The 15062-nt window shown below is 71.1% G+C and carries 13 protein-coding genes; 10 read left to right on the top strand and 3 right to left on the bottom strand.

What is annotated here, in order from left to right:
* The first annotated feature begins 77 nt into the window (after positions 1-77).
* The 6 genes from dxr (at position 78) to ACFYXB_RS34780 (ending at position 7439) form a co-directional block, all read left to right on the top strand.
* Positions 78-1349: a 1-deoxy-D-xylulose-5-phosphate reductoisomerase gene (gene dxr / locus ACFYXB_RS34805; protein WP_389589049.1), complete on the top strand. Its 1272-nt coding sequence runs from the start codon at positions 78-80 to the stop codon at positions 1347-1349.
* Between the two features lie 8 nt (positions 1350-1357).
* Positions 1358-2650 (top strand): M50 family metallopeptidase, encoded by a 1293-nt coding sequence (locus tag ACFYXB_RS34800; RefSeq protein ID WP_389589084.1) that lies wholly within the window; start codon positions 1358-1360, stop codon positions 2648-2650.
* Between the two features lie 168 nt (positions 2651-2818).
* The gene (gene ispG / locus ACFYXB_RS34795; protein ID WP_351362146.1) at positions 2819-3976 is read left to right on the top strand and encodes a flavodoxin-dependent (E)-4-hydroxy-3-methylbut-2-enyl-diphosphate synthase; all 1158 of its coding nucleotides are present in this window, start codon (positions 2819-2821) and stop codon (positions 3974-3976) included.
* Between the two features lie 243 nt (positions 3977-4219).
* Complete coding sequence (locus tag ACFYXB_RS34790; RefSeq protein ID WP_389589048.1) at positions 4220-5068, top strand: GNAT family N-acetyltransferase; 849 nt, start codon at positions 4220-4222, stop codon at positions 5066-5068.
* A gap of 25 nt (positions 5069-5093) precedes the next feature.
* Positions 5094-5624, top strand: coding sequence for a GNAT family N-acetyltransferase (locus tag ACFYXB_RS34785; RefSeq protein ID WP_351362152.1), 531 nt, complete (start codon positions 5094-5096; stop codon positions 5622-5624).
* A gap of 108 nt (positions 5625-5732) precedes the next feature.
* Positions 5733-7439: a proline--tRNA ligase gene (locus ACFYXB_RS34780; RefSeq protein ID WP_389589047.1), complete on the top strand. Its 1707-nt coding sequence runs from the start codon at positions 5733-5735 to the stop codon at positions 7437-7439.
* 219 nt (positions 7440-7658) lie between these two features.
* On the opposite strand, the gene ACFYXB_RS34775 is transcribed toward ACFYXB_RS34780, so the two are convergent.
* From ACFYXB_RS34775 to ACFYXB_RS34765, 3 genes are read right to left on the bottom strand one after another with little or no spacing between them, the layout of a single operon-like run.
* On the bottom strand, positions 7659-8567 hold the full coding sequence (locus ACFYXB_RS34775; protein ID WP_389589046.1) for an aminoglycoside phosphotransferase family protein: 909 nt from the start codon (positions 8565-8567) through the stop codon (positions 7659-7661).
* Between the two features lie 31 nt (positions 8568-8598).
* The gene (locus tag ACFYXB_RS34770; protein ID WP_389589045.1) at positions 8599-9084 is read right to left on the bottom strand and encodes a ferritin-like domain-containing protein; all 486 of its coding nucleotides are present in this window, start codon (positions 9082-9084) and stop codon (positions 8599-8601) included.
* Positions 9081-9659 (bottom strand): hypothetical protein, encoded by a 579-nt coding sequence (locus ACFYXB_RS34765; protein ID WP_389589044.1) that lies wholly within the window; start codon positions 9657-9659, stop codon positions 9081-9083. Before ACFYXB_RS34765 ends, ACFYXB_RS34770 begins: the two co-directional genes overlap by 4 nt.
* 206 nt (positions 9660-9865) lie before the next feature.
* Here ACFYXB_RS34765 and rimP point away from each other — a divergent pair, with 206 nt between their 5' ends.
* From rimP to infB, 4 genes are all read left to right on the top strand, one after another.
* Complete coding sequence (gene rimP / locus ACFYXB_RS34760) at positions 9866-10378, top strand: ribosome maturation factor RimP (protein ID WP_389589043.1); 513 nt, start codon at positions 9866-9868, stop codon at positions 10376-10378.
* A gap of 2 nt (positions 10379-10380) precedes the next feature.
* Positions 10381-11367, top strand: coding sequence for a transcription termination factor NusA (nusA, locus tag ACFYXB_RS34755; RefSeq protein ID WP_389589042.1), 987 nt, complete (start codon positions 10381-10383; stop codon positions 11365-11367).
* A gap of 102 nt (positions 11368-11469) precedes the next feature.
* Positions 11470-11766, top strand: a complete 297-nt coding sequence (locus ACFYXB_RS34750) for a YlxR family protein (protein WP_389589041.1) — start codon at positions 11470-11472, stop codon at positions 11764-11766.
* Between the two features lie 146 nt (positions 11767-11912).
* Positions 11913-15038 (top strand): translation initiation factor IF-2, encoded by a 3126-nt coding sequence (infB, locus tag ACFYXB_RS34745; RefSeq protein WP_389589040.1) that lies wholly within the window; start codon positions 11913-11915, stop codon positions 15036-15038.
* The last annotated feature ends 24 nt before the right edge of the window (positions 15039-15062 follow it).

Below are 15062 nucleotides of genomic sequence, written 5' to 3'. Positions count from 1 at the left end.
GGCCCGGGCACCGACATGGCGCCCTTCCGGGGGGACGCGCTGTCCTCACGGACACCGCTTGCGGCAACAATGGAGGGATGACCGACAGTCCCGCCAGTCCGGCCCCCCTCGCCGACCCGCACCTCGTCTACGACCCCGTTGCCGGCGACGGCCCGAAGGACGTGGTGATCCTCGGCTCCACCGGGTCCATCGGAACCCAGGCCATCGACCTCGTCCTGCGCAACCCCGACCGCTTCCGGGTCACCGCCCTCTCCGCCAACGGCGGACGGGTCGCCCTCCTCGCCGAGCAGGCCCACCGGCTCCGGGTGCGGACCGTCGCGGTCGCCCGCGAGGACGTCGTACCGGCGCTGCGCGAGGCGCTCGCCGGCGAGTACGGCACGGGGGAGCCGCTGCCCGAGATCCTCGCCGGACCCGAGGCGGCCACCCAGGTCGCCGCCTCCGACTGCCACACCGTGCTCAACGGCATCACCGGCTCCATCGGCCTCGCGCCCACCCTCGCCGCCCTGGAGGCGGGCCGCACCCTCGCGCTCGCCAACAAGGAGTCGCTCATCGTCGGCGGCCCGCTGGTCAAGGCGCTCGCCAAGCCGGGCCAGATCATCCCCGTCGACTCCGAGCACGCGGCACTGTTCCAGGCGCTCGCGGCCGGCACGCGCGCGGACGTGCGCAAGCTGGTGGTGACCGCGTCCGGCGGCCCCTTCCGCGGCCGTACGAAGGCCGAGCTGGCGGACGTCACTGTCGAGGACGCCCTCGCCCACCCCACCTGGGCCATGGGCCCGGTGATCACGATCAACTCCGCGACCCTGGTCAACAAGGGCCTGGAGGTCATCGAGGCGCACCTCCTCTACGACATTCCCTTCGACCGCATTGAGGTGGTCGTACACCCGCAGTCGTATGTCCACTCGATGGTTGAGTTCACGGACGGATCCACCCTCGCCCAGGCGACGCCCCCCGACATGCGCGGGCCGATCGCCATCGGTCTCGGCTGGCCCGAACGGGTCCCGGACGCCGCCCCCGCCTTCGACTGGAGCACCGCGTCCACCTGGGAGTTCTTCCCGCTCGACAACGAGGCGTTCCCGTCGGTCGGGCTGGCCCGGCACGTCGGAGGGCTCGCGGGCACGGCCCCGGCGGTGTTCAATGCCGCAAACGAGGAGTGCGTCGAGGCGTTCCGGCGCGGTGCCCTGCCCTTCAACGGGATCATGGAGACCGTCACACGGGTGGTCGAGGAGCACGGAAACCCGCGCACGGGAACTTCACTGACCGTGCCGGACGTCCTCGAAGCGGAGACCTGGGCACGGGCCCGGGCCCAGGAACTGACAGCACAGACGGCGACCGCGGAGGCGCGTGCATGACAGCCCTGTTGATGATCCTCGGCATAGTCGTCTTCGTGGTCGGCCTGCTGTTCTCGATCGCGTGGCACGAGCTGGGGCATCTGTCCACCGCCAAGCTCTTCGGCATCCGCGTGCCCCAGTACATGGTCGGCTTCGGCCCGACCATCTGGTCACGCAAGAAGGGCGACACGGAGTACGGGATCAAGGCGATCCCGGCCGGTGGCTACATCCGCATGATCGGCATGTTCCCGCCGGGCCAGGACGGCCGGATCACCGCACGCTCCACCTCGCCCTGGCGCAGCATGATCGAGGACGCCCGCTCGGCCGCCTTCGAGGAGCTCGAGACCGGCGACGAGGCCCGCCTCTTCTACACGCGCAAGCCCTGGAAGCGGGTCATCGTGATGTTCGCGGGCCCCTTCATGAACCTGATCCTCGCGGTCGCCCTCTTCCTCACGGTGCTGATGGGGTTCGGCATCGCCCAGCAGACGACCACGGTCAGCTCGGTCTCGGAGTGCGTCATCTCCCAGAGCGAGAACCGTGACACCTGCAAGAAGACCGATCCCGCCGCCCCGGCCGCGGCGGCCGGCCTCAAGGCCGGCGACAAGATCGTCTCCTTCAACGGCACGAGGACGACCAGCTGGAACCAGCTCTCCGACCTGATCCGCGCCACCCCCGGCAAGGATGTGCCGATCGTCGTCGACCGCAAGGGCCAGGAGGTGACCCTGCACGCGACGATCGCCACCAACAAGGTCGCCAAGAAGGACTCCAGCGGCCAGATCGTCCAGGGCCAGTACGTCACCGCGGGCTTCCTCGGCTTCAGTGCCGCCACCGGAGTCGTACGGCAGGACTTCGGCGAGTCCGTGACCTGGATGGGCGACCGCCTCGGCGAGGCCGTCGACTCCATCGCGAGCCTGCCCGCAAAGATCCCGGCTCTGTGGAACGCGGCCTTCGACGGCGCCCCCCGCCAGCCCGACTCCCCCATGGGTGTCGTCGGCGCGGCCCGCGTGGGCGGCGAGATCTTCACCCTCGACATCCCGCCGACCCAGCAACTGGCCATGGCCCTGATGCTGGTCGCCGGCTTCAACCTCTCCCTGTTCCTCTTCAACATGCTCCCGCTGCTCCCGCTGGACGGCGGGCATATCGCGGGCGCGCTGTGGGAGTCGTTGCGGCGTCATCTGGCGAAGGTGCTGCGCCGCCCCGATCCCGGTCCGTTCGACGTCGCGAAGCTGATGCCGGTCGCCTACGTGGTGGCGGGGGTCTTCATCTGCTTCACCGTCCTCGTGCTGATCGCGGACGTGGTCAACCCGGTGAAAATCTCCTAGCCACGTGCTGTTCACGGCGGCCCGGGACGCTGTGTCCCGGGCCGCCTTCCATCGAGTGGGTTTGAGGGTGGGATGTGATCGGGCCCCGGCCCGTGCCGTAATCTCGAAGCCTGGAGCCCGCCGTTTCCGGGACCGGACCTTGATCCACGACTTGGGGTTGCACTGCAGATGACTGCGATTTCTCTCGGCATGCCGTCCGTTCCGACCAAGCTCGCCGAGCGCCGCAAGAGCCGGCAGATCCAGGTCGGGTCCGTGGCGGTCGGCGGGGACGCGCCGGTGTCGGTGCAGTCGATGACCACGACCCGGACGTCCGACGTCGGGGCCACCCTCCAGCAGATCGCCGAACTCACCGCGTCCGGCTGCCAGATCGTGCGCGTGGCCTGCCCCACACAGGACGACGCCGACGCCCTCGCGACCATCGCCAGAAAGTCGCAGATCCCGGTGATCGCGGACATCCACTTCCAGCCCAAGTACGTCTTCGCGGCCATCGAGGCCGGCTGCGCGGCTGTCCGTGTCAACCCGGGCAACATCAAGCAGTTCGACGACAAGGTCAAGGAGATCGCCCAGGCGGCGAAGGACCACGGCACCCCGATCCGCATCGGCGTGAACGCGGGCTCCCTCGACAGGCGTCTGCTCCAGAAGTACGGCAAGGCCACCCCCGAGGCCCTCGTCGAGTCCGCCCTCTGGGAGGCGTCCCTCTTCGAGGAGCACGACTTCCGGGACATCAAGATCTCCGTGAAGCACAACGACCCGGTCGTGATGATCGAGGCGTACCGGCAGCTGGCCGCACAGTGCGACTACCCGCTCCACCTCGGTGTGACCGAGGCCGGCCCGGCGTTCCAGGGCACGATCAAGTCGGCGGTCGCCTTCGGCGCGCTGCTCAGCCAGGGCATCGGTGACACCATCCGCGTGTCCCTCTCCGCGCCCCCCGTGGAGGAGGTCAAGGTCGGCAACCAGATCCTGGAGTCGCTGAACCTCAAGCAGCGCGGCCTGGAGATCGTCTCCTGCCCGTCCTGCGGCCGTGCCCAGGTCGACGTCTACAAGCTGGCCGAGGAGGTCACCGCGGGTCTGACCGGCATGGAGGTCCCGCTCCGCGTCGCCGTCATGGGCTGCGTGGTGAACGGCCCCGGCGAGGCCCGCGAGGCCGACCTCGGCGTCGCCTCCGGTAACGGCAAGGGCCAGATCTTCGTCAAGGGCGAGGTCATCAAGACCGTCCCCGAGTCCAAGATCGTGGAAACCCTCATCGAGGAGGCCATGAAGCTGGCCGAGCAGATGGAGACGGAGGGCACGGAGTCCGGCGAGCCGAGCGTTTCGGTCACGGGCTGAGCATCGCGCCCCCCGAAGGGGGCGCGGGGCTCTGTCGATTTGCGGCTCCGCCGCGTGGGCGCGAGCAACCACAACGAACCGGTACCCGCCAGCAAGCCGGCACCCCCGAGCTCAAAGGCGCCCGGGCAGAAGCGGCGCAGCTCAAGGCGCCCGGGCAGAAGCGGCGCAGCTCAAGGCGCCCGGCAGAAGCGGCGCAGCTATAGTTGCGGGGATCAGCAGAACCCCCAGCGTGAGGCCCCGTACGTGTTGACCCAGACCACCTCACGGGTGCTCGAACCGAGCGACCTGGACGCCGCGCTCGCGGTCCTCTACCGCGAGCCCGTCGCGAACGCCTTCGTGACGTCCCGGGTACAGATCGCGGGCCTCGACCCGTGGCGGCTCGGCGGCGAGATGTGGGGCTGGTACGAGGACGGCATGCTCACGTCCCTGTGCTACGCGGGCGCCAACCTGGTCCCGATCTGCGCCACCCCCAGGGCCGTACGCGCCTTCGCGGACCGGGCCCGTCGGGCCGGCCGCCGCTGCTCCTCCATCGTCGGCCCCGCCGAACCGACCGCCGACCTGTGGCGGCTGCTGGAGCCCCACTGGGGCCCGGCCCGCGAGGTCCGTTCCCACCAGCCGCTCATGCTCACCGACCGTATGCCCTTCGACATCGCCCCGGATCCCTACGTCCGCCGTATCCGCAAGGACGAGATGGAGACGATCATGCCGGCGTGCGTGGCGATGTTCACCGAGGAGGTCGGCGTCTCCCCGCTGGCCGGCGACGGAGGCCTGCTCTACCAGGCCCGGGTCGCCGAACTCGTCGGCTCCGGCCGCTCCTTCGCCCGCCTCGACGAGCACGGCAAGGTCGTCTTCAAGGCGGAGATCGGTGCGGCGACCACTCACGCCTGCCAGGTCCAGGGAGTCTGGGTGGCCCCCGAGTACCGGGGTCAGGGCCTCGCGGCCCCGGGTATGGCGGCGATACTGCGCTATGCCCTCGCGGACGTGGCCCCGGTGGTGAGCCTGTACGTGAACGACTTCAACACCGCAGCGAGAAGGACGTACTTGAGGGTGGGCTTCCAGGAGGTGGGCGCGTTCATGAGCGTCCTCTTCTAGCGAAACCCCGCTGTAAGCTCCCCGCATGGACCTCGTCATCGGCCCCTTGGACCTATCAGCCCACGTGGACGAGGCCCTCGCCGTCCAAGCGATCGCCTTCGGACTGGGCCCGGACGAAGTCGCCGTACGCCGCCACATCGTCCTGCGTCACATGGCCTACCCGGGCGCGCGAGCCCTCGGCGCGACCGCCGGCGGCGCCCTCGTGGGTTTCGTGTACGGCATGCCCAACGACCGCGCCCACTGGTGGTCCACCGTCGTGGAGCCCTACCTGCGCGCCCAGGGCACCGACGCCTGGCTCGACGACGCCTTCGTGATCACCGAGCTGCACGTCCACCCGCACCACCAGAACCGCGGCATCGGCCGCGCCCTGATCACCACCATCACCGACGCCGCCACCGAGCCCCGCTCGATCCTCTCCGCGATCGACACGGACAGCCCCGCCCGCGGCCTGTACCACTCCCTCGGCTACCAGGACCTCGCCCGCCAGGTCCACTTCCCCAGTGCCCCGAGGCCGTACGCCGTGATGGGCGCCCCCCTCCCACTGCGCCGCCGATAACCGATTTCCACCAGTCCGGCACGCCCGGCTAACCTCCTTGCCATCACCCTCCCCCACTCTCGGCTGCGCTCGAGCGGGGGGACCCCCATCGGCAGGAGTACGAGAACCATGGCGAACGCACCGGTCCAGCGCATGTCCCAGTTGATGGCGAAGACGCTGCGCGACGACCCGGCGGACGCCGAGGTCCTCAGCCACAAGCTGCTCGTCCGCGCCGGCTATGTGCGCCGCACCGCGGCCGGTCTGTGGAGCTGGCTGCCGCTCGGCATGAAGGTCCTCGCCAACGTCGAGCGGGTCGTCCGTGAGGAGATGGACGCGATCGGCGCCCAGGAGGTGGCGCTGCCCTCCCTGCTGCCCCGGGAGCCGTACGAGGCGACGGGCCGCTGGGACGAGTACGGCGCCGAGCTGTTCCGCCTCAAGGACCGCAAGGGCGGCGACTACCTCCTCGGCCCGACCCACGAGGAGATCTTCACGCTGATCGTGAAGGACCAGGCGACCTCCTACAAGGATCTGCCCATCACGCTCTACCAGATCCAGAACAAGTACCGTGACGAGGCCCGGCCCCGTGCGGGCATCCTGCGCGGCCGTGAGTTCCTGATGAAGGACTCGTACTCCTTCGACCTGGACGACGAGGGTCTCGCCCGGTCGTACGCCCTGCACCGCCAGGCCTACCAGCGGATCTTCGAGCGCCTCGGCCTCGACTACCGCATCTGCGCCGCGATGGCCGGCGCGATGGGCGGCTCCAAGTCGGAGGAGTTCCTGGCCCCGGCCGAGGCCGGCGAGGACACCTTCGCGGACTGCCCGAACTGTGACTTCGCGGCGAACACCGAGGCGGTCACCTACGAGCTCAAGCCGGTCGACGGCTCGGCCGTGCCCGCGCTCGAGGAGATCCCGACCCCGGACGCCCCCACCATCGAGACCCTCGCCGCCTCCCTCGGCGTCGCGGCCTCCGCCACCCTGAAGAACCTGCTCGTCAAGGTCGACGGCGAGATCGTCGCCGTCGGTGTGCCCGGTGACCGCGAGGTCGACATGGACAAGGTCGAGGCGCACTTCGCCCCGGCGGTTGTCGAGATGGTCACCGAGGAGGACTTCGCGTCCCGCTCCGACCTGGTGCGCGGTTACGTCGGCCCGCAGGGCCTGGAGAAGGTCAAATACCTCGCCGACCCGCGGGTGGCGCCCGGCACGGCGTGGATCACCGGCGCCAACAAGCCGGACCTGCACGCGAAGAACGTGGTCGCGGGCCGTGACTTCGAGGTCGACGAGTACGTCGACGTCGTGGTCGTGCAGGAGGGCGACCCGTGCCCGAAGTGCGGTACGGGTCTCAAGCTCGACCGTGCCATCGAGATCGGCCACATCTTCCAGCTGGGCCGCAAGTACGCCGACGCCCTCAAGCTCGACGTCCTCGGCCAGAACGGCAAGCCGGTCCGCGTGACCATGGGCTCCTACGGCATCGGCGTCTCCCGCGCGGTCGCCGCCCTCGCCGAGCAGACCGCCGACGAGCACGGCCTGGTGTGGTCGCGCGAGGTCGCCCCGGCCGACGTGCACGTCGTCGCCGCGGGCAAGGCACTGCAGACCGAGCTGGCCCTGGAGGTCTCCGAGAAGCTGCGCGCGGCCGGCCTGCGCGTCCTGGTCGACGACCGGGCCGGGGTCTCCCCGGGCGTGAAGTTCACGGACGCCGAACTCATCGGCGTACCGCAGATCCTGGTAGCGGGCCGCCGCTCCGCCGAGGGCGTCCTGGAACTCAAGGACCGCAAGACGGGCGAGCGCGAGGAACTGACGGTGGAAGAGGCGATCACTCGCCTGACCGCACAGGCGTAACCACGCACACCGGTTTCTCCCGGGCCGTTCCCCAGCCATGCGCCGGGGGACGGCCCGTGTCCGTGTGGGGCCGGGGCCGGGGCCTGTCTGGAGAATTCGGCCGCCCGGCACTGGCCGAGTGCGCCCGTCGGGCCCGCGACGCCCGCCACCGCGCCGCGTCGTCGGACACCGCGCCTCGCCGCATTGACAGGCACCGCACCGCACCGCGATGCCTGGCCCCTACAGCCAGCTCGCGAACTCCAGTAGCAGTTCCGCGTCCTTCTCGCGGCCGACTCGGCGGGCCCGTACGCCGGACTCCACCGCGCGGAACAGGGTCCAGCCCCGCAGCCGCTCCTGGTCCACCTCCAGGGACTCGGCCAGGCGTTTCACCCGGCGGCGTGTGGTCGCCGAGCCCGACGGTGAGGCGATCAGGTCCTCCACCCGGTCGCGTACCAGTCGCGCCAGGTCGAAGGCGCACTCGCCGACCACCGGGTCCGGGCCCACCGCCAGCCACTGCATCCGCTCCCCGGCGAGCACCTTGCTCTGCCGGAACGTGCCGTGCAGCAGCCGGTGCTCGGGCGGCGCAGCGAGCAGCGCCTCGCGTGCCGTGAGCGCCGCGTCGACCAGCGGCGCCGTCTCGGGGTCGGCCGCGGCGCCGGCGCGCATCGCCTCCGCCTGCCGTCCGGTCCGTTCCGGGACCGTCTCGAAGGGGTGGGCGGAAGCGCCGGTGGGGGGTTGCACCCACAGTCGGCGCAGCGTCCCGGCCGCCTCGAGCAGCGCCTTGGACTCCGGCAACGACCGCACCGAGACGTCCGGGTGCAGCCGCTCGAGCAGCAGCACGCCCTCGGTGGTGAACGGTTCGAGGAGCTGTACGGCGCCCAGGCCGCCCCAGTGTGCGAGCGCCGCCCGTTCGCTCTCCGGCCGGGCCCGGCGCGGGGCCAGCTTCAGTACCGCCGGGGTGCCGTCCGCCTGCCGCACCAGCACGACCAGGCTGCTGCGGCCGCCCGGCACCTGGACCCGCTCCACGGTCAACTCACGCAGCGCGACGGCCTGTTGTGCCGTCCCGGGCAGCTTCTCCAACCAGTCGTCACCAGCCGGTGCCGTCTCACCGAGCGCTCGTACCAGGCGCCGCGGCGGTTCGAAAGCCATGCGCGAGTTGTTCCCTTCCTGCTGAACGGGGTTACGCCGGCGGAGCCGCCGTGGCCGACCCCGACGCCGTACCGGCCGCCTCGCCGGCCCGTTCGGCGAGACCAGGGAAGGCTACGCTGTCCCCGCGCCAGCGCACCGCCCGCACCGCGGCCTCCCTCAGCGCCTCGGCGGCCGAACCCCGCCGCTCGCCCACGGCGGCCCGCACCAGGTCGGAGTACACCCCGGCCACGCGCTCCTCCAGTTCGGCCGCGAGCCGGACCGCCGCGGCCGCATCCGGCACCGCGAACGGCAGCGCGTACGCGGCGCTCGACGCGACCGGCTGCCCACCCAGGTCGCGCACTTCGCGCGCCAGCGCGTCCCGCCGGGCCCGGTGCGCGTCGTACGCCGACCGTGCCTCCGTGCGCCGCTCCGCGCCGATCCGGCCGCCGACGACGCCGTACCCGTACACGGCCGCGTGCTCGGCGGCCAGCGCCGCCTGCACCGCCGTCAGTTCCGCGGCCCTGTCGTCGTCGCTCACTTGCCACCCTCCGTCAGCAGATATGCGTGCGCCGCCCCGGCCGCCGCCACCGACGCCAGCAACCGCGCCAGTTCGCCCGGCACGTCCAGCAGCGCCTTGGCACGCCGGTCGGCGAGAGCCCGCTCGGCGGCGGCGAGTTCGGCGAGGGCGTCCTTCTCGGTCCCCGGCACAGTGGTCCCCGGCGCAGCCGTCACCTGCACAGCCCCCGACGGAGACGCCGACGGGGATGCCGGCAAAGACGCCGACGGGGATGCCGGCGCGGACGCCTTCGCGGTGACACCGAACGCCTCCGCGTGCCGGACCGCCTCCGCCCGCAGCGGCCGCAGCCGCTCCGCCAGCGCCGGATGCGCGGCCACGACCGCGTCGTACCGCTCCACAAGACCCCGGCTGTCCCGGCCCGCACGCGCGCGTGCCCGTTCGGCCGGCGACGGACTGCCGCCCGTGCCGCCGTCGGAGTCCTCACCGTCCTTGCCGCCGGACGAGCAGCCCACGAGGAGGGCGGCCCCGGCGGCCGAGGCGAGCAGGGATCTTCTGCGCGGCCCGCTGAGGGCGCGCGACGGCGAGGGGAGGGGCACGGCAGACGTCCTCGAGGCACTCGTACGGTGGGAAGAACCGGCAGCGGGCGACTCGCCCGTGATCACGGTACCCGCGCACCGCCCCGGCACCAGTCACCGGCACCGCCCGTCCGCAGGTGGACGGCAACACACCCCGCGACCCGATACCCTTTGACCAGACACGCGACCCAACCCACAACAGCACACGCGGCCGAGGAGTCACCCGGATGAGCACCACCCAGAGCGAGAGGCTGCGAGAACTTCTGGAACCGCTCGTCACCTCACAGGGCCTGGACCTCGAAGAGATCGCCGTGGACTCCGTGGGGCGCAAGAGGGTGCTGCGCGTCGTCGTCGACTCCGACACCGGAGCGGATCTGGACCTGATCGCCGATGTGAGCCGCGCGCTCTCGGCGAAGCTCGACGAGACGGACGCGATGGGAGCGGGCGCGTACGACCTGGAGGTCGGCACGCCGGGCGCGGAGCGCGCCCTCACCCAGTACCGCCACTACGTGCGTGCCACGGACCGCCTGGTGAAGTTCCAGCTCCACGAGGGGGGCGAGCTGGTGGCTCGCATCCTCGGCGTGGACGAGGACGGCATCGACCTCGAAGTGCCCGGTGTGAAGGGCCGCAAGGCCACGGCGCGCAGACTCGAGTTCCCGGACATCGTCAAGGCGCGCGTGCAGGTCGAGTTCAGCCGCAAGGACAGCGGCAAGGACAACGAGAAGGAAGAGGAGGCGTAGCCATGGACATCGACATGAGTGCCCTGCGGGGCTTGGTTCGGGAGAAGGAGATCTCCTTCGACCTGCTGGTCGAGGCGATCGAGTCGGCCCTCCTCATCGCCTACCACCGCACCGGGGGAAGCCGCCGTCACGCGCGCGTGGAGCTCAACCGGGAGACCGGGCATGTGACCGTGTGGGCGAAAGAGGACCCCGAGGACCTCGAAGAGGGCCAGGAGGCCCGCGAGTTCGACGACACCCCGTCCGGGTTCGGCCGTATCGCCGCCACCACCGCCAAGCAGGTGATCCTGCAGCGGCTGCGCGACGCCGAGGACGACGCGACGCTCGGCGAGTACGCCGGCCGCGAGGGCGACATCGTCACCGGAGTGGTCCAGCAGGGGCGCGACCCCAAGAACGTGCTCGTCGACATCGGCAAGCTGGAGGCCATCCTGCCGGTGCAGGAGCAGGTCCCGGGTGAGACGTACCAGCACGGCATGCGCCTGAGGTCGTACGTCGTCCGGGTCGCGAAGGGAGTGCGCGGTCCGTCCGTCACCCTGTCGCGCACCCACCCCAATCTTGTGAAGAAGCTCTTCGCCCTGGAGGTGCCGGAGATCGCCGACGGTTCGGTCGAGATCGCCGCGATCGCCCGTGAGGCCGGTCACCGCACCAAGATCGCCGTCCGGTCCACCCGTTCGGGCCTGAACGCCAAGGGCGCCTGCATCGGCCCCATGGGCGGTCGGGTGCGCAATGTGATGGGTGAGCTGAACGGCGAGAAGATCGACATCGTCGACTGGTCGGACGACCCGGCCGAGATGGTGGCGAACGCGCTGTCACCCGCCCGGGTGTCCAAGGTCGAGGTCGTGGACCTGGCCTCCCGGTCCGCCCGGGTGACGGTCCCCGACTACCAGCTGTCACTGGCGATCGGCAAGGAAGGGCAGAACGCCCGGCTGGCCGCCCGCCTCACGGGCTGGCGGATCGACATCCGTCCGGACACCGAACAGGCGGGGGAATAGATCCAAGCCGCAGGTCGCTTGGATTTCGACATCTTTCGCACGACAACTGTTCGATTCCTGCCCCAAAAGGGGTGGGGTCGGTACGGGGAGGTAGACTTAGCTGTGTCTGGCCGGACGCACACCCGATCACGCCCTGAACGCACCTGTGTGGGGTGCCGGGAGCGAGCGGCCAAGAGCGATCTGCTGCGCATCGTGGCGATCAAGGACGAATGCGTCCAGGATCCTCGCGGTACGCTGCCCGGTCGGGGTGCCTATGTACACCCCGCCTCCGTCTGTCTGGACAAGGCGGTACGCCGCCGGGCGTTCACGAGGGCGTTGCGCGCCCCAGGAGCGCTCGACACAAAGGCGTTGCGCCAGTACGTCGAGCAGACGACAGTTGCCGAGCAGGCAACACCGTAAGAAGCGTCGCGCGGAACCCCGTGCGGCCCTGGTACCTCGCGAGTCGGAAGTAGGTCGAGATTGCGATGAGCACTCGATGAGTACGCGATGAGTACGCCCATGAAGTAGCGACGGTCCGGCCGCAACCCGGACCTAAAAGGAGCGAAGTGGCTAAGGTCCGGGTATACGAACTCGCCAAGGAGTTCGGTGTGGAGAGCAAGGTCGTCATGGCCAAGCTCCAGGAACTCGGTGAATTCGTCCGTTCGGCGTCTTCGACCATCGAAGCGCCCGTTGTCCGCAAACTGACGGACGCCCTCGAGCAGGGCAACGGAGGCGGCAAGCCCGCCTCCGCCCGCAAGGCTGCCCCGGCGAAGCCGGCAGCCCCCTCTCCGGCGCAGGCTGCCCGTCCGGCCGCCCCGCGCCCGCCGGCCCCCAAGCCGGCTGCCGCCGAGAGGCCCGCGGCTCCGGCCGCCCCGGCCGCTCCCGGCCCCCGTCCCACCCCGGGCCCGAAGCCCGCGCCGCGGCCCGCCCCGGCGTCTCCCGCGCCGGCCGCGCCCGAGTTCACGGCACCCCCGTCGGCTCCCGCCGCACCGGCGGCTGCCTCCTCCGGCTCCGGCCCCCGTCCGGGCGCTCCGCGTCCGGCCGGCCAGGCTCCGCGTCCGGGTGCCCGTCCGGGCGGTCCCGGCCAGGGCGGCCAGGGCCGCGGTGACCGTGGCGATCGTGGTGACCGTCCCGGCGCTCCGCGTCAGGGTGGCGGCGCTCCGCGTCCCGGTGCCCGTCCGTCGGGTCCCCGTCCGGGCAACAACCCGTTCACGTCCGGTGGCTCCACCGGCATGGCGCGCCCGCAGACGCCCCGTCCGGGCGGCGCCCCGCGTCCCGGCGGCCCCGGTGCCCCCGGCGGCGCTCCGCGTCCGCAGGGTGCGGGCGGCGGTCCTCGTCCCCAGGGCGCGGCGGGCGGTCCCCGTCCGCAGGCTCCGGGCGGCGCGCGTCCGACCCCGGGTGGCATGCCCCGTCCGCAGGCCGGTCCGCGTCCCGGTGGCGGCGGCCCCGGCGGTCCCCGTCCGAACCCCGGCATGATGCCGCAGCGTCCCGCTGCCAGCCCCCGTCCCGGTGGCGGTGGCCCCGGTGGTCGCGGTCCTGGCGGCGGCGGCGGTCGTCCCGGTGGCGGTGGCGGCGGTCGTCCCGGTGGCGGTGGCGGCTTCGCTGGTCGCCCCGGTGGCGGTGGCGGCGGTTTCGCTGGTCGTCCCGCCGGTCCCGGTGGCGGTGGCGGCGGTTTCGCCGGTCGTCCCGGTGCCCCCGCGGGTGGCGGCGGCGGTGGCCGTCCCGGCTTCGGCGGTCGTCCCGGCGGTCCCGGTGGCCGTGGTGGCACGCAGGGTGCCTTCGGTCGTCCCGGTGGTCCCGCGCGTCGTGGCCGTAAGTCGAAGCGGCAGAGGCGCCAGGAGTACGAGGCCATGCAGGCCCCGTCGGTCGGCGGCGTGATGCTGCCTCGCGGCAACGGCGAGACCATTCGCCTGTCGCGCGGTGCGTCCCTCACCGACTTCGCGGAGAAGATCAACGCCAACCCGGCGTCGCTCGTCGCGGTCATGATGAACCTCGGCGAGATGGTCACGGCCACGCAGTCCGTCTCCGACGAGACGCTGCAGCTCCTCGCGGGCGAGATGAACTACGAGGTTCAGATCGTCAGCCCCGAGGAGGAGGACCGCGAGCTGCTCGAGTCCTTCGACATCGAGTTCGGCGAGGACGAGGGCGGCGAGGAGGACCTCGTGGTCCGTCCGCCGGTCGTCACCGTCATGGGTCACGTCGACCACGGCAAGACCCGACTGCTCGACGCCATCCGCAAGACGAACGTCATCGCGGGCGAGGCCGGCGGCATCACCCAGCACATCGGTGCCTACCAGGTCGCGACCGAGGTCAACGACGAAGAGCGCAAGATCACCTTCATCGACACCCCGGGTCACGAGGCGTTCACCGCCATGCGTGCCCGTGGTGCGAAGTCGACCGACATCGCGATCCTGGTCGTCGCGGCCAACGACGGCGTCATGCCGCAGACAGTCGAGGCGCTCAACCACGCCAAGGCGGCCGACGTCCCGATCGTCGTCGCGGTCAACAAGATCGACGTCGAGGGCGCCGACCCGACCAAGGTGCGCGGTCAGCTCACCGAGTACGGGCTGGTGGCCGAGGAGTACGGCGGCGACACGATGTTCGTCGACATCTCCGCCAAGCAGGGTCTGCACATCGACTCCCTGCTGGAGGCCGTGATCCTCACCGCCGACGCCTCGCTCGACCTGCGGGCCAACCCGAACCAGGACGCGCAGGGCATCTCGATCGAGTCCCGTCTCGACCGCGGCCGCGGTGCCGTGTCGACGGTCCTCGTCCAGCGAGGCACGCTGCGGGTCGGCGACACGATGGTCGTGGGCGACGCCTACGGCCGCGTGCGCGCCATGCTCGACGACAACGGCAACACCGTCGCCGAGGCGGGCCCGTCGACGCCGGTCCAGGTCCTGGGCCTGACCAACGTCCCGGGTGCGGGCGACAACTTCCTGGTGGTCGACGAGGACCGTACGGCCCGTCAGATCGCCGAGAAGCGCGCCGCCCGTGAGCGCAACGCCGCGTTCGCCAAGCGCACGCGTCGTGTCTCCCTCGAGGACCTGGACAAGGTGCTCAAGGCCGGCGAGGTCCAGCAGCTCAACCTCATCATCAAGGGTGACGCTTCTGGTTCCGTCGAGGCGCTCGAGTCCTCCCTGCTCCAGCTGGACGTCGGCGAAGAGGTCGACATCCGCGTTCTGCACCGCGGCGTCGGTGCGGTCACGGAGTCGGACATCGACCTGGCGATGGGCTCGGACGCCATCGTGATCGGCTTCAACGTCCGTGCGGCAGGCCGTGCGGCGCAGATGGCCGAGCGCGAGGGCGTGGACGTCCGCTACTACTCGGTCATCTACCAGGCGATCGAGGAGATCGAGGCGGCCCTCAAGGGCATGCTCAAGCCGGAGTACGAAGAGGTCGAGCTCGGTACGGCGGAGATCCGCGAGGTCTTCAAGTCGTCCAAGCTGGGCAACATCGCGGGTGTGCTCATCCGCTCCGGCGAGGTCCGGCGCAACACCAAGGCGCGCCTCGTCCGCGACGGCAAGGTGGTCGCGGAGAACCTCAACATCGAGGGCCTGCGTCGCTTCAAGGACGACGTCACCGAGATCCGCGAAGGCTACGAGGGCGGTATCAACCTCGGAAACTTCAACGACATCAAGATCGACGACGTCATCGCGACGTACGAGATGCGGGAGAAGCCGCGCGTCTGAGCGCGCGGGCTTCCGAGACGGTCC

The sequence above is a fragment of the Streptomyces sp. NPDC002619 genome, assembly GCF_042889305.1.
Taxonomy (GTDB): Bacteria; Actinomycetota; Actinomycetes; order Streptomycetales; family Streptomycetaceae; genus Streptomyces.
The sequence above is the reverse complement of the archived record's forward strand: the minus strand, read 5'-3'. Positions and strand labels throughout refer to the sequence as shown.

Coding starts and splice junctions, on each gene's coding strand:
- dxr (WP_389589049.1), top strand. CDS start 78: ATGACCGACAGTCCCGCCAGTCCGGCCCCCCTCGCCGACCCGCACCTC.
- ispG (WP_351362146.1), top strand. CDS start 2,819: ATGACTGCGATTTCTCTCGGCATGCCGTCCGTTCCGACCAAGCTCGCC.
- ACFYXB_RS34785 (WP_351362152.1), top strand. CDS start 5,094: ATGGACCTCGTCATCGGCCCCTTGGACCTATCAGCCCACGTGGACGAG.
- ACFYXB_RS34780 (WP_389589047.1), top strand. CDS start 5,733: ATGGCGAACGCACCGGTCCAGCGCATGTCCCAGTTGATGGCGAAGACG.
- ACFYXB_RS34775 (WP_389589046.1), bottom strand. CDS start 8,567: ATGGCTTTCGAACCGCCGCGGCGCCTGGTACGAGCGCTCGGTGAGACG.
- rimP (WP_389589043.1), top strand. CDS start 9,866: ATGAGCACCACCCAGAGCGAGAGGCTGCGAGAACTTCTGGAACCGCTC.
- nusA (WP_389589042.1), top strand. CDS start 10,381: ATGGACATCGACATGAGTGCCCTGCGGGGCTTGGTTCGGGAGAAGGAG.